Origin of the sequence: Bacillus cereus group sp. Bc061 (assembly GCF_027715825.1) — a bacterium.
Taxonomy (GTDB): domain Bacteria; phylum Bacillota; class Bacilli; order Bacillales; family Bacillaceae_G; genus Bacillus_A; species Bacillus_A paranthracis.
Genome location: NZ_JAQFTZ010000005.1, coordinates 24981 through 43406 on the forward strand (window position 1 = coordinate 24981; position 18426 = coordinate 43406).

Genomic DNA, 18426 nt, shown 5'->3' on the forward strand with positions numbered 1-18426 from the left:
AATATCTCGAATTCGAGATAAAATTATCATGACGGATTTTACTAGTCAGTATGGACAAAATGAATAATGAATCTTAATGTAAAGCAATTTTTATAATGGAATAAAAAAGGAGTGGAAGAAATGGAAAAGAAAACAATGGGCATCCACCATATTACAGCGATTGTAGGGCATCCACAAGAAAATGTAGATTTTTACGCTGGTGTGTTAGGTTTACGTTTAGTGAAACAAACAGTGAATTTTGATGATCCAGGTACGTACCATCTTTATTTTGGTAATGAAGGAGGAAAACCGGGAACAATTATTACGTTTTTCCCATGGGCAGGTGCTCGTCAAGGAGTTATTGGTGACGGTCAAGTAGGAATCACTTCTTATGTTGTACCAAAAGGGGCAATGGAGTTTTGGGAAAATAGATTAGAAAAATTCGATGTTTCGTATACAAAAATGACTCGATTTGGGGAACAGTACTTAGAATTTGATGATCCACATGGTTTGCATATAGAATTAGTAGAAAGAGAAGAAGGCGAATTAAATAATTGGACTTTTGGGGAAGTTACGCCAGAAGTAGCAATTAAAGGATTTGGCGGTGCAGTTCTTTTATCAACGCAGCCTCAAAAAACTGCTGAACTGTTAGAACATATCATGGGTCTTGAGAAAATTGGAGAAGAGGGTGAATTTGTTCGATTCCGTTCTTCTGCTAATATTGGCAATATTATTGATTTGAAATTATCGACAATCGGACGCGGTCAAATGGGTGTTGGTACAGTTCATCATATTGCTTGGAGAGCGAGTGACGATGCTGATCAGCTAGACTGGAAAGAGCATGTGTCCCGTTTTGGATACCACGTAACTCCTGTACAAGATCGAAATTATTTTAACGCAATTTATTTTAGAGAACACGGTGAAATTTTATTTGAAATTGCAACAGATCCCCCTGGTTTCGCTCATGATGAATCGTTAGAGACGATGGGTGAGGAATTAAAGTTACCGGAACAATATGAAAAACATAGAAAACAGATTGAACAAACGCTTTTACCATTTGAAGTGAGAAATTTAGATTAAAGTGATTGAAAGGGGAAAAGGATTATGATGAAACATGTTTTTCAAAAAGGAAAAGATACGTCAAAACCAGTATTGCTATTACTTCATGGTACAGGAGGTAATGAATTAGATTTATTACCACTTGCAGAAATAATGGATCCGGAAGCTTCAGTATTAAGTGTCCGTGGAAATGTATTAGAGAATGGGATGCCACGTTTCTTCCGTCGATTAGCAGAAGGTATTTTTGATGAAGAGGATCTTATTTTCCGTACGAAGGAATTAAATGAGTTTTTAGACGAAGCTGCAAAAACATATGAATTTGATAGAAATAACATTGTAGCTATCGGTTATTCAAATGGAGCAAACATTGCGGCAAGCTTATTATTCCACTACGAAAATGCGTTAAAAGGTGCTGTGCTTCATCACCCAATGGTGCCTAGAAGAGGAACACAATTGCCTAATTTAGCTGGGAAATCCGTGTTTATTGCTGCTGGGACAAATGATCCAATTTGTTCATCTTCTGAGTCAGAGGAATTGAAGCTACTATTAGAAAATGCAAACGCTAATGTAACAATGCATTGGGAAAATAGAGGACATCAATTAACGATGGGTGAAGTAGAAAAAGCAAAAGAATGGTATGGAAAAACAGTTCTATAAGTATAAATAATAAAAGAAGCATCTGCTAATCGTTAGCAGATGCTTCTTTTATTATTTAAGACTGGATTGCAAGGTGAGGTGAAGAAAGTGGTAGGTGAATATCAACGACCGTACCTTTATTTAATTCACTTGAAATGTGTAATTTACCATGATGTTCTTCAATTATTTTGTAACACATCATTAATCCTAGCCCTGTGCCTTTTTCTTTTAAACTATAAAAAGGTTCGCCTAAACGGGAGATACGATCTTCTGGGATACCGCAACCTTCATCGATGATCCGTATTAAGATGAAATTACCCTCTAATGGTTTTGTTTGGATGAAAATATTTCCGCCATTTGGCATTGCTTCAATCGCATTTTTTAATATATTTATAAAAACTTGTTTTAATTGGTTACCGTCACATTGAATGTCATATACGTAATCAAAATGATCCATAATGATATGAACGCTATGCATAATTGCGGTTGGTAAAATAAATGTAACTACCTCTTCAATTAAAGTTTGTATGTTACAAGTTTGGATTGCTAATACTTGTGGTTTAGACATCGCCATAAATTGACTCGTGATAGATTCCATCTGTGAAATTTCACTTAGCATAACATCGATATACCACTTCTGCTCCTCATTTATTTCAGGGAGTAGCAATGTTAGAAAACCTTTTAGAGAAGTGAGTGGATTTCGAATTTCATGAGCAATTCCAGCTGTCAGTTGTCCGACTACTGCGAGCTTTTCAGATTTTCGTAATAACTTTTCCGTTTCCTTTAGCTCAGTAATATCTCTTCCCATTACGATAAGACCTTTACGGGAGCCGTCAGGGTGATAGAGAGGAACTTTCGATATACTTAAGATTAGGTCGAAATCATCTCTATGAATAATAAATTCTTCACCATGAAGAATTTGTCTTTGTTGCCATGCTAATTCATCGACTTCTTCACAATGTAAAAAAGCTTCTCGGTACGCTTCATTATATTGAATGAGTTCACTATCTTTTTTTCCGTGGTAAGGTACATGATGGAAATTGAAGCAAGAAAGTGCGTAGTCATTTGCCTCAAGCCAGCGCCCTTCATGATCTTTAAATATAACAAACGCAGGCATGGAGTTTACTAATGTGCGTAATCTCTTCTCACTTTCTTTCAGCTTTTTCTCAATTCTTTCTGATTTTTCAAGAGGCTTCATAATGGCATATACGCCAGTTAGACGATTTTGGACAAAAATAGGAACTAGTTTTGTCACGACATCTAATAAGAATCCATCTTTATGATAAATAGATAAAATATACTCTTGTTGATTATCCGCTTCCGTATTCTTTATATTTTGTAATACTTGCTCAGAAATATGAGCTTCTAAAATCGAGGTAATGCTTTTTCGCTCTAATTCTGAAGAAGTGTAACCTAGTATTCTTTCAGCAGAAGGATTAGTGTGTATAATAATTCCCTCTAAATTTAATGAAATAATACCATCAGGGTTGTGTTCGAACAGAGATGCGTACATTTCTGCTAATGAACGATCTTGTATATGGTTTCGCAAACGTCTAGAAATGTTCGGATGACGTTTTTTTTGAGTTGATGAATATTTTTTACGACTCATAATAGTTCCTCCGTACAAATAGCATCTAAAAAGATTTGTCTATTCATAACTATAATATAGATGTAACGTGTATTTCTATAAAAAATGGAAGTTATATAATAAATTTTGTTTTCTTTATTTTGGAAAAGTACGTATAGGGTGGTAATAAGGGGAGCTTATATTGTTTTATAAATCATTTGTAAGTTACAGGAGTAGGTTTTCCTTATAACATTAGGGTAGAAGAGGGGGAGAGAAAATGAGAACTTATATTCAAGGGATCGATCATGTACAAGTAGCTGCGCCTGTAGGGTGTGAAGAAGAAGCGCGAGAGTTTTATAGTAATAAAATTGGTATGGAGGAAATCCCAAAGCCAGAGGAATTAAAGAAGCGCGGTGGGTGCTGGTTTAAGTGTGGAAATCAAGAGATTCATATCGGAGTTGAGCAAAACTTTACCCCAGCTAAAAAGGCACATCCGGCTTTTTATGTTTTAAACATAGATGAATTTAAACAAGCGTTAATACAGCAAGGCATTGAAGTAATAGATGATCATGCACGACCAGATGTAATTCGATTTTATGTGTCAGATCCGTTCGGAAATCGAATTGAATTTATGGAAAATAAAAACTAGGTGGAAATCCACCTAGTTTTTTAAGCTTTTCTAAACAATCCTAATACTTCAACTGTTTCTGTAATGTTAACGAATGCATGAGGGTCAATTTCAGAAATTGTTAATTTCATACTTGCTAATTCTTCACGAGAAACGACTGTCATAAGTACACGTTTCTTTTCGCTAGAATAAGCACCTTCGCCATCAAGTAATGTAATGCCACGTACAACAGTTGAAAGAAGTTGTTTTTTCATTTTTTCTGCTTCATTTGTTACAATCATAAGTGTAACCTTCCGATGTTTCGTATGAATAGCATCAATAACTTTACCAGTTACATAAATCGAAAGTAAGCTTGTAAGAGCAACATCCCAAGTGAAGAAGAATCCTGCAATGATTACAACGACTGCATTTAAAACAATAAGGAATCCGCCAAGTTTAATATCTCTTTTGCGAGATAACAACATACCGATAATATCAAATCCACCAGTTGATCCATTACAGTTAAAAACAAGACCGATACCAGCTCCGGCAATAACACCACCAAAGATAGATGATAAAAGTGGATCTGTTGCTACGACTTTCACTGGAACATAGTATAATGCAACAGATAATACAATAACAGAGACAATCGTGTTAAAAATGACTTTTTTTCCAAGACCTATGTATCCTAAAATAAGGATAGGTAAGTTTAATACAAAGTTAATAATACCTGTGTTTACAGGAGTTACAATCCCTAAAATAATAGCAATTCCGCCAATTCCACTACTTAAAATTTTGTGGGGGATAAGGAAAAGATTAAAGGCAATCGCAATAATAATAGAACCAATAATAACACCAAGAAATCTGACCATCTCTTTCCCGTCCTTCACTGAAAAATTCATATTATTTCAAGATTATATATGATATTGAAAGTTTTGGGTAAAAACAGTTTATTTCGGAAAATTAGATTAATCAAAAGAATTTGAGTATTTTACCATTTGAAAGGGGATACAGTTGTGAAGATAAAAACATATCAACAGAAAAGCCCGTTGAAGCAAGAATGTGAGGATTCTTATTTTTGTAATGAAGAAAAAAAGATTTATGGTGTATGTGACGGTGCAACACCACTTGTCCCGTTTCGTGATGAAAAGGGACATAATGGAGCATACATCGCTTCACATTTATTTGCAAGTTATTTTAATTCATTCCGCGAAAATCATAGTTTACAAGTTGCTGTTGCAAAAGCAAATGAAGCATTGCAAAGAAAAATGTTAGCATATGGAGTAGATACGAGAAAGAAAGAGCATTTGTGGTGCACATGTATCGCGGCAGTCCAAATAGTTGGTGAGAAAATTGAATACGCACAGTTAGGGGACTGTATGATTGTCGCAATATTTCGGAAAGGAACGATGCAAGTATTAACGAAAGATACGGTTGAAGGAATTAGTAAACGAGCAAAAAAGAAAAGAGAAGAAGATCGTAAAAAAGGGTTATCTGTACCAGAAGAACATGTTTTTCAAGATGTGCGAGAACAGTTAAAATACAATCGTTATCTTGCAAATGTGAAGGGGGGATATTCCGTTGCGAATGGAATGAAAGAAGCAATTCATTATTTGCAGCATGGGGAATTACATATAGATGAAGTGAGTGGGATTTTTATTTGTTCAGACGGATTATTCCACCCAGATTGGCCACTCGAACAAACTGTTGCATATATAAGAAAGAATAGTATAAATGAATATGTAGCAATTATTGAAGAGTTAGAAGGGGAAAAGAGAATACGACCAGATGATAAAACAATTATGATGATTGATTTTTAAGGGGGATATTCAAATGGAAATTAAATGTGTAAATTTAGCATTTCAAGATGAATTAGTTCCTTTAGAAAAAGTAAACAAACTGATTATTCACCATACATCCGAAGATGGATGGGATGTGTATAAAACACATGAATTTCATCAAAAAGTAAGAGGGTGGAGCGGGATCGGTTACAATTATTTTATTGAAGAAGATGGAACTGTAGTCGAAGGACGTGGTTTACATATTGGAGCACATGCGAAAGATCATAATAGAGATACAATTGGAATATGTATGACGGGTAATTTTGATAAATATGATCCAACTACCGCACAAATGAATGCATTATATTCTTTATGTAAAATGTTTATGAATCGGTTTGCTATAAAGAAAGAAAATATACTCGGTCATAGGGAACTAGAAGGCGTTACAAAAAGTTGTCCTGGAAAGCGTTTTTCTATGGTAGAGTTAAGAAACATACTATCTTACATATAGAGGAGTAATAAACGATGATGAATATAAAAATACCAAATGATAAAAAAGAAGAGCTTGTAGCACAAATTCAGCAATTTTTCGTTGAAGAAGATTTAGATGAAATTGGACGTTTCCAAGCAGAGCGTTTAATAGAAGAAATGATTAAATTAGTTGGACCATTTGCATACAATCAAGCAATTGGAGAGGCAAGAAAGCTTGTAACAGAGAAACTATCTAATATTGAAGAAGATTTGTATGTGTTAGAGAAAAATGAAGGGAAGTAAGCTTTCGTCAATTATAAAATAAGTGTTATGTCACGGCCTTTTTCGATGTTTTATTTGGAAAAGGCCGTGACATTTTTTTATTGTCATCAGGGAAATAATGAAACTTATTCCTCTATCTCGTACTCCATTCTTTTGCCATTTCATCATGATATGCTTCTGTCCAATGATATGGTTGCAACTCTTTTAAAGGTTTAAAAATAATATCTTGTTTAGCATTTGTAATCGCACACTGTACTTTTGGTCCCCAATAAAATAAACGTTCTTGGCATACACCACAAGGCGAGAGTACCTTTAATTCAGAATGCTCATTTTCTCTCGCAAGACAAATAGAATGTGTAACTTTCTTTTGAAATTTATGAGCTTCTAAAATTGCACCTGTTTCCATACAAAGTTCAGTTGAAGCATTTATTACATCCGGAGCAACGCTTGTATAAATTGTTCCATCTTCTACACGAATCGCTGCGGCTCCACCCCAATCGTTTGGATATCTTTGTTCAATTAACTGTTTCACCACATCATATAATTGTTGCTCAATATTCAATTTCTTTTCCTCATTTCTGCCCAAATTCAGGGTTTTTTATTTCGGAATATTCTTTCTTTTATCATGATAACATAAACAAAAAAATAGAATGAACTTTTAATTTCAAGCCATCTTTTTTGCCAAAAGGAACGTTTTTTATAAAAAAATTGAGATTAAAAATATATTATCTTAATTTTATCTTTTTTTAATAATTTGTTTATGGGCAATTTATAGTTCCTATTTATAATTCCTATATATAGCAGCTATTGATACTACAAATAAGAAATTTGGATGTGTAACACTTTGTATTCCATTAGCTGTAATCAAAATTTATAACATAAATTGCGCACATAGAATCTTCTTTTGAAAGAAAAGTGGTGTAATTATTTGTTAAATGAAGGAAGGGATTGGGAAGCTATGAATAAAACAATTTTAAAAACATGTATCATATCAGCAGTTTTAGGTGGAAGTCTATTAAGTGAAACGACTGGAGAGGTGAAAGCAGAAGTAGTTACACCAAACACGAATCATACTGGGGTATTCAAAGATGTTCCAAAGGGGCACTGGGCATATGAGGCGATTCAGCAATTAACAGACGAGAAAATCATTTTCGGCTATGATGATGGAAGATTTGGTTTTGGAGATAACGTGACACGCGAACAAGTTGCAGCTTTACTATATCGTTATTTTAATTTGGCAGAAGACAAAAATTATCAGAACCCATATGGAGACGTAAGTGAAGATTCGACAAGTTATATAAAGGAGATTTTGTCTTTAACAGAAATGGGCGTTTTTAAGGGTGACGAGCATGGGAATTTTAGACCGAAGGCTTCCTTAACGCGTGCAGAAATGGCACAAGTTCTTACAAATGCTTTTCATTTAAAGGCAAAGAGTGATCACACTTTTAATGACGTTTCAACGAACTCATGGGCAAGCAATGCAATTAGTGCTGTTCAAACAAATAATATTGCAAAAGGAGTAGGCGGAGGAAATTTTGCTCCAAATATGGATGTGACGCGTGAACAGTATGCACAATTTTTATACAATGCAATACAAGAAACTAAGCAAACTCAAAAGACGAAGGGGCAACAACTAGCTAGTATACTTGGTGAAACAAACTGGCAAGGGACAAAAGTCTATGACAAAGATCATAATGATGTAACGAAAGAAAATCAAAATTTCATCGGGCTTGCAAAGTATGATGCTAAAACGGCAAGGTATGAATTTTTTAATGCAAGTACAGGAGAGAGTCGTAATGATAGCGGTACCTTTTTTATAACGAATGATGGAAAGAAAAGAGTACTAATTTCTGAGACGCAAAATTATCAAGCAGTTGTTGAATTAACGCAATTAGATAAGGAGAAATTTACATATAAAAGAATGGGGAAAGATACAAAAGGGAACGATGTAGAGGTGTTTGTTGAACATATTCCGTACCATGAAAAAGAACTTTCTTTCACGCGGCCTGATAAAAATTTAGAAAGTTCGACAGGTAAAATAGTTAAAGATGTTGATGGAGATGAAATTTTATCTAGTACACTATGGAACGGAACGGTGGTATTAGACGACCAAGGTAATGATGTAACAAAATATAACTCAAACTTAATCAGTCTAGCAAAATACGATAAAAATACAAATAAATACGAATTTTTCAATGTGAATACTGGAGAAAGTCGTGGAGACTACGGTTTCTTTGATGTTGTACATGGTAATAAAATAAGAGCTCACGTTTCGTTAGGAAATAATAAATACGGTGCAGTTCTTGAACTTACAGAATTAAATAAAGAAAAATTTACGTATACAAGAATGGGGAAAGATGCGAATGGAAAAGATATAAAAATCTTTGTTGAGCATGAACCGTATACAGGTGATCTAAAACCAAATTTCACAAAGTAAGCCTTTACTGTAGCAAAGCATTATGTTAGAAAATGTTAGTAAGGAAAAGCTTAAGGGTTGGGTAATTAAAATAGTTATTTATAGACAAATAGATGCCTTGAGGCATCTATTTGTCGTTTTAAAATGATTTTTTATGGGTGCAATTTCTCTTTTCTCAAATCTAGTAACTTACTACTTGCACAACCCTACATTTTCGTTTTTTATTTATTTTCTTTATTCTCTTTATATTCATTAACTTTCTTTTTTACATTACCGACAGTATCTTTAGCAGTGCCTTTTACCTTATCCCATTTTCCTTCAGCTTGTAATTTCTTATTATCAGTTACTTTCCCGACAACTTCTTTTACTTCACCTTTTACTTTATCAATAGCACCTTCTACTTTTTCTTTTAAACCATGATCATGTTTAGTCATACATTTCTCCTCCTTGTAGTTTGATTAGAATGCTCTTTTCATATTGCAAGTTGAATGATGTATCTAGCAATAGCGTAACAGATTTAGTTTGAATATTCAAATGATTAATAGAGTTGAAAAGGAATTGTCATAAAGTGTATAAAGTTGTAATGAGAAGAGAAAGAATGTTAATTATATGTTTTTGGCGGTCCAGATTGATTTTGTATAAGCGATCTTCATATGGGCACGTTCCATATTATTTTGACTGCTGCTACCGAATCTTGCTTGTCCGACTATTAAATGACAATTGGATTCAATAGCTGTCTCAATTCGTTTTTGAATTAAGGCAGTATGACAGCCTTTACGCTGAAATTCTGGCAAAGTAGCAGAAGCAGCTAATGATGCGACACCCTTATTTATATACAGGACACCAATGCCAGCAGGAATGTTTTGAACTTCAGCTATGAAAAAATGCCATCCTGGTTTATCGTAGAGAATTTCGTTATTTTGGCGCACACCATCTTTTGTAAAGGATGGCATGTTAAATCCACGTACATATATGTCTGCAAAAACATCAAACTCATTTTCTTTTAGTTTGCGTACTGAAATGTTAGAAGGAAGAAGGGACGGATCTTCTCGCGGTGTACTATATAAAGCGGTATGGAAGCTAGATTGATAAAAACCTTTTTCAGATAAGTATTGAAATAGTTCAGCTGTACCTTGCGCTGGTGTAATTTCAAAACGGCAAGGAATTTGTAGTGATTGATAATAAGAGAGAATCGCATCTATCTCATCTGTATTTGTAAAGGTAACGCCTTTTACTGTATTAAAAGCAGGACCAGCAATTACTTTTGATGAAAAGGCAGTGGCACTACCGAACTTTTTCACTTGTACCTGCATTGGATTTCCGTCCATTGCTTGTAATAGTGCTAATCTAGAAGAAAGCATATGTATTTCTGCGTTTTCAATTTCTTGTGCGGTATTGATTGTCATAATTGTACTCATGAGATTCCCCCGTCAATAAATATATTTCATAGTACATATACGATGTTTGTTCTGAGATTCCTGTTGAAATGTAAGAGAATAAGAGGTTTTTTGGAAGGGAAATGGAAGTGAACTGTCGAAGGGAGTAGAAACAGATTAAAGGTGGTGCTCTCATGAAACAGAAAGACGTGCAGACATGCTCTAATTGTGGTTCTCAAAATATAGGAGAAGGTGAGTTTGTCGGTTATGCACAAATACGGAAAAAGGAGACGATGTTCACATCTTCACCAGTAGATGCTTATATTTGTACAGATTGCGGGAATGTCCTTTTATTAAAAGTACGACATTATGAAAAGTTTAAGCAGAAGCCGTTATGATTATTAAAAAGTGTTTTTATTAGGGAAGTTAATAGGAGAAATATTTACATATATATGAATATGCCTTATATAAAGAGATGACAACATATACTGTGTGGGATGCTTATGAATCGTTGCACAACGTACAAAAATGTATAGAAGAAATTGTGAATTAGTATGAGAAAGAAAAATTAGCTCATCTTAGAATATTTCATATCGAAAACTCCTTTAAATAAATAAAGGAGTTTTTATTTTCGGGTAACAATAATTACCTTTAATTGTTATAATTGGTTATTGAGATGGGAGGTTTTTATTTACACCATAATCATAAAAGAAAACTAGCTAAATTGTATAGAAAACCGCTATATAACACATTCGCAACCGTAAGTTGACAAAGTGCAACCGCAGGAAGATAGAGATAAAGGCAATGTTTACATACAATTTAGGTAAGAAAACAAAGGGGGACACACACATATGGGATTTGGTGAAAAGCTTTTTAAATTAAGAAAGGAAAAGGGCCTTTCTCAAGAAGCATTAGCTGAGAAATTAAACACAACAAGGCAAGCGGTTAGTAAATGGGAAAACGGTCAAGGTTTTCCTGAAACTGAAAAGTTAATAATGATTGGAAATGTTTTTGAAGTATCACTCGACTATTTATTAAAAGAAACTGCAGAGAAAAGTAATGAAAATGTGGATGGCTATTACGTAAGTCAGGAAATGGCAGAAGGGTATGTAGCGTATGGACAAAAAATTTCTAAATATATAGCGCTAGGATTTAGTTTACTCATTTTATCTACAATACCATATTTACTATTTAAAGAAGATGCAACAATGTCGACATTCCTTGTCATTATTGTTGCTGTTCTTGGAATTGGAGCGATGATGGTACCTGTAATGATAGAAGAAAGTCGATACAATGTATTAAAAAAGGAAGAATTATTATTTGATCAAAACTTTCTAAAAGAATTGACAACAAGATATGCAATTATTAAGAAAAAGTATGCTGTAGTAATAATCGTTGGATTTTGTTTTATAGCAGCAGGAGCGCTACCTTTTTTATTTGAGAAAAAGCATATCACTTCAGGAGAATTAGTCCAGTATCACCCTTATTGTGTTGTACTTATTGCTATTGGAGTTTATCTTTTTGTTCGTGTGTTAGGAGTATTAGAGGCGTATCGAATTTTAGTAGAAAATAAAGAATATAGTAATCGTCTTATTTTTAAACTGAAAAAGAAAGTGAGAGAAAAAGTGGATAATTTTTAATAAATGAAAACATATTTTTATGAAAAGTTAAGATAGGAGTGTAATGATGTCAAATCTTCTAGAAATTGAAAATTTAAGTAAATCATTTGGAAACAAAGTTGTTTTAAGAGATGTTTCCTTCAATGTGCCGTCTGGATCAATTGTTGGATTCATTGGTGACAATGGAGCAGGGAAATCAACAACCTTTAAAACAGTACTAGAATTAATTTCTAAAGATAGTGGTACAGTAAAAATATTTGGTGAAGAAAATATAAATAAAGATGCCAAGATTAAGGAAAAGATAGGAGTCGTATTTGATGCTATGAATCTACCGGCTCATCTTACGATAAAGCAACTAAACAAAGTTTTTGAAAAGATGTTTGAATCTTGGGATCAAGATAATTTTTATCGATTAGTTCATACTTTTTCTTTACCTACTAATGAGAAAGTAGGTAAATTCTCGCGTGGAATGTCCATGAAACTAACTATAGCTGTTGCGTTATCGCATAATGCAAAATTATTAATTCTAGATGAAGCGACGGGTGGTCTCGATCCTTCATCTAGAGAAGAGGTGTTAGAGGAATTAAAAAGTTTTGTGAGTAAAAGTAATGGTGGTATACTACTTTCTTCTCATATTATGAGTGATGTAGAAAAAATAGCTAGCCATCTTATCATTATAAAAGATGGAGAAATTTTATTGAACGAAGAAAAGGATAAAGTTTTGAAAAGTTACTCCATTGTAGACGTTGATGAAGAACAATTAGCTTTAATTAACAAAGATATAGTTGTGGCTAGAAGGAGACTTGGTTCATATTTCAATGTACTCGTATCAGATATATATAAATTACCAAGTGGTATTGCTCATAGAACCATCTCGATAGAAGAAATAAGTGTCTTATTAACGAGGAGTGAAAAATAAATGAGAGGTTTATTATTGACAAACTATTATCTAGTGTATCGAACTTTCTTTATGTTCATGGGAATAGCGATATTGGGAGCTGGATGCGTTTTTTATTTTGGTAATGCTTCAATGTACCGTTTAATTGCTACGTTTATTATCTTTTTTGCTGCAATTCCTGCACTTGAAGTTATTAAATATGAGAGTAAGTCAGGTTATGAAAAATATGTACTTACTTTACCGGTTACTAGAAATAACATTGTGCAAAGTCACTACCTTTTCTATTTTATAGTTGTAATTATTGGTACTTTATTATCGTATAGCATATTTTACGTACATGCTTCAGTTTCAGGTACGCCAATTGATGATGGTATATTTAAGAGTGTTTCTTTAGGGACGTTTATCATCCTTAATGCCGGAGCAATAGCCTACCCACTTCTCTATATTTTTGGAGCAGAAAAATCTGATGCTATTACAATTGGAGGCGCATGCGGGGGACTTGTTACTTATTTTGGATTACAAAGTGTAATTGGCTATCTAATAGAACAATTTCCAATATCAAATTTAAATTCATCTTTATATGCTTCCATTCTATATACGATATTTGGCGTTATCATATATATCTTTTCTTTTGTTATTTCGGTATTTATATATCGTAAGAAGGAATTTTAGCATATCTTCTCTTAGTATTTTCTGAATTATTTCCAAAGAAATAATTCAGAAAATACAGAAAAATGTCGCGATTATTTGTAGAAGTCTGTTATAATAAACGAAAAATGAAAACGCTTTAAAGGGGGATATAACCAATATGATGATGAATGTACCGCTAACAATTAGTTCTATGATGGAAAGAGCAGAAAAACTATTTTCGAAGAAAGAAATTGTTTCACGGACACATGACACAGTTACGACATTAACGTATAAGCAGTTAGGTGAAAGAACGAGAAGGCTTTCCAGTGCGTTAAAAAAATTAGGAATTAAAGAAGGCGAGCGTATAGGAACGTTAGCGTGGAATCATCATCGACATGTGGAAGCGTATTTTGCTATTCCTGGTATTGCTTCCGTTTTGCACACAATTAATATTCGTTTATCTCCTCAACATATTTCATACATTATTCAGCATGCAGAAGATCGAATTCTACTTATTGATGAAGATCTCGTACCGCTCATTGAAAATATTCAATCACAATTATCAACTGTACAAGCTTACATTATTATGACTGATAAAGATGAAATTCCAAATACTACGCTAGAACCTGTATATCATTATGAAAAACTATTAGAAGAAGGCGATCCAAATTTCCAATTTGTAAAAGATATTGATGAAAATACACCTGCTGGTATGTGTTATACGTCAGCGACTACAGGAAATCCAAAAGGTGTTGTATATACGCATCGTAGTACTGTACTGCATTGTATGGCACTCGGTTTAGCAGATACAGCTGCTTTATCGGAAAGTGATGCGGCAATGGCTATTGTACCGATGTTCCATGTGAATGCTTGGGGACTACCTTTCGCAGCTACTTGGTTTGGATCAAAACAAGTGCTTCCAGGACCGATGTTTACGCCAAAAATTTTATTAGAAATGATTCAAGCTGAAAAAGTGACGTTAGCTGCTGGTGTGCCGACAATTTGGCTTGGTGTATTACAAGAGTTAGAAAATAATAGTTACGATTTATCTAGTATGACGAGAATACTATGCGGTGGTGCAGCTGCACCGAAGAGTGTTATTAAAGCATTTGAACAGAAACACAATGTTCCTTTCATTCATGCATATGGTATGACCGAAACAAGCCCACTCGTAACACTTGCACGTTTAAAAAGTTATGAAACAGAATTATCGTATGAAGAGCAATTAGAAATTAGATCAAAGCAAGGGTATCTTGTCCCTGGTGTAGAAATGAAAGTAGTCGGTACAAATGGTGAAGTGAAGTGGGATAGTACGGAGATGGGAGAACTATGTTTACGAGCGCCATGGATCGCTGAAAGCTATTATAACGATGATCGTACTGTTGAAGGCTTTCGCGATGGATGGTTATATACAGGAGATGTTGTCACAGTCGATGAGGAAGGCTGCGTAAAAATTGTCGACCGTACGAAAGATGTGATTAAAAGCGGAGGCGAGTGGATTTCTTCAGTAGACCTTGAAAATGCTTTAATGGCACATGATGCTATATTTGAAGCGGCTGTCGTTGCTGTTCCTCATCCGCAGTGGCAAGAGCGCCCTGTTGCCTGCGTCGTTCAAAAGAAAAATAGTACAGTTACGAAAGAGGAAATATATGAGTTTTTAAAACCACAGTTTGCGAAGTGGTGGTTACCAGACGATATTGTATTTATGGAAGAAATACCGAAAACATCTGTTGGGAAGTTTTTAAAACAGGCGCTTCGGAAAGAACTTGAGCATTTGCATAAAGAGAAATAATGGAATTTATATTTGTAAACCTAATTTAAAAATAAGTTGACAAACGCTAAATAGAAAGATAATATAACTCCTATAATATGTTATCTAAAAATCATTTTGAGTTTACAAATAGGAGAAGCAAATATGAATACAAAAAACTTAGTTTTCGTCGCTTTATTTAGTTCTATTATGGGAGTGTTAGGGTTAATACCTCCAATTGCTCTTTCTATTACACCAGTTCCAATTACATTACAATCACTCGGTGTTATGCTTGCTGGTGGGTTGTTAGGATCACGTCTAGGTGCATTAAGCCAGCTTATTTTCTTACTTATTGTAGGAGTTGGAGCGCCATTACTTGCTGGTGGACGTGGTGGCTTTGGCGTATTTGTTGGGCCAAGTGCAGGATATTTACTTGGTTATATCGTTGGAGCATTTGTCATTGGTTACTTAATTGAGCGTTTACGTGAAGTTTCTATTATAAAAGTATTATGTATTAATATAATTGGTGGTATTTTCGTAGTTTATGTATTTGGTATCCTTGTGCAAGCTTTCGTAATGGATATTTCTGTATGGGAAACGATGAAAGTGAGTGTTGTGTTTTTACCAGGTGATTGCATAAAAGCGATTATAGCAGCAGTTCTTGTAACAAAATTACACCGTTCATTGAAATATATTATTACGCCTGCTCTAAAGAGAAGCAAATATACAAATGCGGGATAAGAAAGAGAAGAAACACGTTCGTTGCGTGTTTCTTTTTATTATTTTGGAAAGAAAGGACGTCTCATATGGGTATTACAAAAGAATATAAAAAGCATGCCTCTTTACAACCAAATAAAATAGCAATTAAGGAAAATGATAGAGTTTTAACATATGAAGATTGGTACGAGTCAGTATGTAAAGTAGCGAATTGGTTGCACGCAACAGAATCGAAGAGTAAAAGAGTAGCAATTGTATTAGAAAATCGTATAGAGTTTTTACAACTATTCGCTGGTGCTGCTATGGCCGGATGGGTTTGTGTGCCATTAGATATAAAGTGGAAAAAGGATGAGCTAAAGGAAAGACTAGCAATCAGTAATTCAGATATGATTATTGCGGAACGATATAAATTAAATGATATTTCCGATGAAGAAGGAAGAATAATTGAAATTGATAAATGGAAACAAATAATAGAGAACTATCTTCCTACAGAGCACATTGTAGAAAGTTTACAAGATGTTCCTTTTTATATGGGATTTACATCAGGATCAACAGGAAAGGCAAAGGCATTTTTACGTGCGCAACAATCGTGGGTTCATAGTTTTAATTGTAATATACATGACTTTCATATGAAAAAAGAAGAATCTATTTTAATAGCTGGAACGCTCGTTCACTCTCTTTTCTTATACGGTGCAATAAGTGCATTATATATAGGACAAACCGTACATATTATGAGGAAGTTTATTCCAAATCAAGTGTTAGATAAGTTAGAAACTGAAAATATTTCGGTCATGTATACCGTACCAACAATGCTGGAATCTTTATATAAAGAAAATAGAGTAATAGAAAATGAAATGAAAATAATTTCGTCAGGAGCGAAGTGGGAAGCTGAAGCGAAAGAAAAAATAAAGAGTATATTTCCTTATGCGAAAAGATATGAATTTTACGGTGCATCGGAACTGAGTTTTGTAACAGCATTAGTTGATGAAGAGAGCGAAAGAAGGCCAAATTCAGTAGGGAAACCTTGTCACAATGTGCAAGTTCGAGTATGTAATGAGGCAGGAAAAGAAGTACAGAAAGGTGAGATAGGAACTGTTTATGTGAAAAGTGATCAGTTTTTTATGGGATACATAATAGATGGGGTTTTAGCACGGGAGTTGAATGCAGATGGCTGGATGACAGTGCGAGATGTAGGTTATGAAGATGAAGAAGGATTTATTTATATTGTCGGTAGAGAGAAGAATATGATTTTATTTGGAGGAATTAATATTTTCCCAGAAGAAATAGAGAGCGTATTACATGAACATCCAGCTGTTGATGAAATAGTTGTAATTGGTGTGGAAGATAGTTACTGGGGTGAAAAACCTGTCGCCATCGTAAAAGGAAGTGCTATGAAGCAACAATTAAAAAGTTTTTGCTTACAACGATTATCCTCTTTTAAAATACCGAAAGAATGGTATTTTGTAGATGAAATACCTTATACAAATAGCGGGAAAATCGCTCGTATGGAAGCAAAAGATATGATTGAAAACCAGGAGAAAATATATGAATAGAGCAGTTATTGTAGAAGCAAAAAGGACACCTATTGGTAAGAAGAATGGGATGTTAAAAGGGTATGAAGTTCAGCAATTAGCAGCACCTCTTCTTACATTTTTAAGTAAAGGAATTGAGAGAGAAATAGACGAGGTCATATTAGGGAATGTTGTTGGACCAGGAGGGAATGTTGCAAGATTATCTGCTTTAGAAGCAGGACTTGGATATCGTATTCCTGGTGTAACGATTGACCGGCAATGTGGTGCCGGATTGGAAGCGATCCGCACCGCATGTCATTTTATTCAAGGCGGGGCCGGTAATTGTTATATTGCAGGAGGAGTAGAGAGTACAAGTACGTCACCATTTCAAAATAGAGCGCGATTTTCACCAGAAACAATTGGTGATCCTAATATGGGAGTGGCGGCTGAATATGTTGCAGAGCGTTATAATATAACGCGAGAAATGCAAGATGAGTACGCTTACCTTAGTTATAAACGGACACTGCAAGCATTAGAAAATGGATATTTACAGGATGAAATACTTTCTTTTAATGGATCTTTTGACGAAGCTATAAAACGAGAAATGAAGTATGAAAGAATGATTAAAAGAACAAAACCCGTATTTTTACAAAATGGTACAGTAACGGCCGGTAATTCGTGCGGTGTAAATGATGGAGCATGTGCCGTTCTTGTAATGGAAGAAGGGAAAGCCCGAAAATTAGGATACAAGCCTGTTCTTCGTTTCGTTCGTAGTGCTGTAGTTGGAGTGGATCCAAATCTTCCGGGGACTGGTCCGATATTTGCGGTGAACAAATTATTAAACGAAATGAATATGAAAGTAGAGGACATCGATTATTTTGAAATAAATGAAGCGTTTGCTTCAAAAGTTGTTGCTTGTGCAAAGGAGTTACAAATTCCATATAAAAAATTGAATGTCAATGGTGGAGCAATTGCGCTCGGTCATCCATACGGTGCATCTGGGGCTATGCTTGTAACGCGCTTGTTTTATCAGGCGAAACGAGAGCGTATGAAATACGGAATCGCGACGTTAGGAATAGGGGGCGGAATAGGGCTTGCACTATTATTTGAGAAAGTAGAAGACTAGC

At 34.5% G+C, this 18426-nt stretch carries 20 protein-coding genes and 1 pseudogene; 16 read left to right on the forward strand and 5 right to left on the reverse strand.

The window, feature by feature from the left end; all coding sequences use genetic code 11:
* Nucleotides 1–120 precede the first annotated feature (120 nt).
* On the forward strand, nt 121–1059 hold the full coding sequence (locus tag PDQ40_RS17975; RefSeq protein ID WP_000412746.1) for a ring-cleaving dioxygenase: 939 nt from the start codon (nt 121–123) through the stop codon (nt 1057–1059).
* Nucleotides 1060–1083: 24 nt separating this feature from the next.
* Nucleotides 1084–1695 carry an alpha/beta hydrolase gene (locus tag PDQ40_RS17980; protein ID WP_000975470.1) on the forward strand — a complete coding sequence of 204 codons (612 nt, stop codon included), beginning with the start codon at nt 1084–1086 and terminating at the stop codon, nt 1693–1695.
* Between the two features lie 55 nt (nt 1696–1750).
* Here the strand turns inward: PDQ40_RS17980 and PDQ40_RS17985 are convergent, their stop codons facing one another.
* The gene (locus PDQ40_RS17985) at nt 1751–3283 is read right to left on the reverse strand and encodes a BA3702 family sensor histidine kinase (RefSeq protein WP_000087671.1); all 1533 of its coding nucleotides are present in this window, start codon (nt 3281–3283) and stop codon (nt 1751–1753) included.
* A gap of 235 nt (nt 3284–3518) precedes the next feature.
* Between PDQ40_RS17985 and PDQ40_RS17990 the strand changes: the two genes are divergently transcribed.
* Nucleotides 3519–3890, forward strand: a complete 372-nt coding sequence (locus tag PDQ40_RS17990) for a VOC family protein (protein ID WP_001261472.1) — start codon at nt 3519–3521, stop codon at nt 3888–3890.
* Between the two features lie 20 nt (nt 3891–3910).
* On the opposite strand, the gene PDQ40_RS17995 is transcribed toward PDQ40_RS17990, so the two are convergent.
* Nucleotides 3911–4750 carry a YitT family protein gene (locus PDQ40_RS17995; protein WP_002028192.1) on the reverse strand — a complete coding sequence of 280 codons (840 nt, stop codon included), beginning with the start codon at nt 4748–4750 and terminating at the stop codon, nt 3911–3913.
* A gap of 96 nt (nt 4751–4846) precedes the next feature.
* On the opposite strand from PDQ40_RS17995, the gene PDQ40_RS18000 reads away from it, so the two are divergent.
* From PDQ40_RS18000 to PDQ40_RS18010, 3 genes are read left to right on the forward strand one after another with little or no spacing between them, the layout of a single operon-like run.
* Nucleotides 4847–5668: a protein phosphatase 2C domain-containing protein gene (locus PDQ40_RS18000; protein WP_002170179.1), complete on the forward strand. Its 822-nt coding sequence runs from the start codon at nt 4847–4849 to the stop codon at nt 5666–5668.
* A gap of 13 nt (nt 5669–5681) precedes the next feature.
* Nucleotides 5682–6140 carry a peptidoglycan recognition protein family protein gene (locus tag PDQ40_RS18005; protein ID WP_000402952.1) on the forward strand — a complete coding sequence of 153 codons (459 nt, stop codon included), beginning with the start codon at nt 5682–5684 and terminating at the stop codon, nt 6138–6140.
* A 14-nt stretch (nt 6141–6154) separates the two neighbouring features.
* Nucleotides 6155–6403: a DUF2164 domain-containing protein gene (locus PDQ40_RS18010; protein ID WP_000981073.1), complete on the forward strand. Its 249-nt coding sequence runs from the start codon at nt 6155–6157 to the stop codon at nt 6401–6403.
* A 112-nt stretch (nt 6404–6515) separates the two neighbouring features.
* On the opposite strand, the gene PDQ40_RS18015 is transcribed toward PDQ40_RS18010, so the two are convergent.
* On the reverse strand, nt 6516–6944 hold the full coding sequence (locus PDQ40_RS18015) for a cytidine deaminase (protein WP_001019672.1): 429 nt from the start codon (nt 6942–6944) through the stop codon (nt 6516–6518).
* Between the two features lie 396 nt (nt 6945–7340).
* Here PDQ40_RS18015 and PDQ40_RS18020 point away from each other — a divergent pair, with 396 nt between their 5' ends.
* Complete coding sequence (locus PDQ40_RS18020) at nt 7341–8819, forward strand: DUF4822 domain-containing protein (RefSeq protein WP_002170180.1); 1479 nt, start codon at nt 7341–7343, stop codon at nt 8817–8819.
* 200 nt (nt 8820–9019) lie between these two features.
* Here PDQ40_RS18020 and PDQ40_RS18025 read toward each other — a convergent pair whose 3' ends face one another.
* Nucleotides 9020–9232: a CsbD family protein gene (locus PDQ40_RS18025; RefSeq protein WP_000160413.1), complete on the reverse strand. Its 213-nt coding sequence runs from the start codon at nt 9230–9232 to the stop codon at nt 9020–9022.
* A gap of 171 nt (nt 9233–9403) precedes the next feature.
* Complete coding sequence (locus PDQ40_RS18030) at nt 9404–10216, reverse strand: GNAT family N-acetyltransferase (RefSeq protein WP_000104264.1); 813 nt, start codon at nt 10214–10216, stop codon at nt 9404–9406.
* Between the two features lie 152 nt (nt 10217–10368).
* Between PDQ40_RS18030 and PDQ40_RS18035 the strand changes: the two genes are divergently transcribed.
* From PDQ40_RS18035 to PDQ40_RS18075, 9 genes and pseudogenes are all read left to right on the forward strand, one after another.
* Nucleotides 10369–10572 carry a hypothetical protein gene (locus PDQ40_RS18035; RefSeq protein ID WP_000810212.1) on the forward strand — a complete coding sequence of 68 codons (204 nt, stop codon included), beginning with the start codon at nt 10369–10371 and terminating at the stop codon, nt 10570–10572.
* A gap of 77 nt (nt 10573–10649) precedes the next feature.
* Nucleotides 10650–10724, forward strand: a pseudogene (locus tag PDQ40_RS28135) (GNAT family N-acetyltransferase); the annotation flags it as partial.
* 301 nt (nt 10725–11025) lie between these two features.
* Nucleotides 11026–11814 (forward strand): helix-turn-helix domain-containing protein, encoded by a 789-nt coding sequence (locus PDQ40_RS18045; protein ID WP_000505602.1) that lies wholly within the window; start codon nt 11026–11028, stop codon nt 11812–11814.
* 46 nt (nt 11815–11860) lie between these two features.
* On the forward strand, nt 11861–12712 hold the full coding sequence (locus PDQ40_RS18050) for an ABC transporter ATP-binding protein (RefSeq protein WP_000067330.1): 852 nt from the start codon (nt 11861–11863) through the stop codon (nt 12710–12712).
* A complete protein-coding gene (locus PDQ40_RS18055; protein ID WP_001214688.1) occupies nt 12713–13363 on the forward strand; it encodes an ABC-2 transporter permease in 651 nt (216 codons plus the stop codon).
* A gap of 136 nt (nt 13364–13499) precedes the next feature.
* Nucleotides 13500–15113 (forward strand): long-chain fatty acid--CoA ligase, encoded by a 1614-nt coding sequence (locus PDQ40_RS18060; protein ID WP_000980184.1) that lies wholly within the window; start codon nt 13500–13502, stop codon nt 15111–15113.
* A gap of 123 nt (nt 15114–15236) precedes the next feature.
* Nucleotides 15237–15812: a biotin transporter BioY gene (locus tag PDQ40_RS18065; protein ID WP_001093330.1), complete on the forward strand. Its 576-nt coding sequence runs from the start codon at nt 15237–15239 to the stop codon at nt 15810–15812.
* 65 nt (nt 15813–15877) lie between these two features.
* Nucleotides 15878–17341, forward strand: a complete 1464-nt coding sequence (locus tag PDQ40_RS18070; RefSeq protein WP_000513140.1) for an acyl-CoA synthetase — start codon at nt 15878–15880, stop codon at nt 17339–17341.
* Nucleotides 17334–18425, forward strand: coding sequence for an acetyl-CoA C-acyltransferase (locus PDQ40_RS18075; protein WP_001078016.1), 1092 nt, complete (start codon nt 17334–17336; stop codon nt 18423–18425). The genes PDQ40_RS18070 and PDQ40_RS18075 overlap by 8 nt, the downstream gene beginning before the upstream one ends.
* Nucleotide 18426 lies beyond the last annotated feature (1 nt).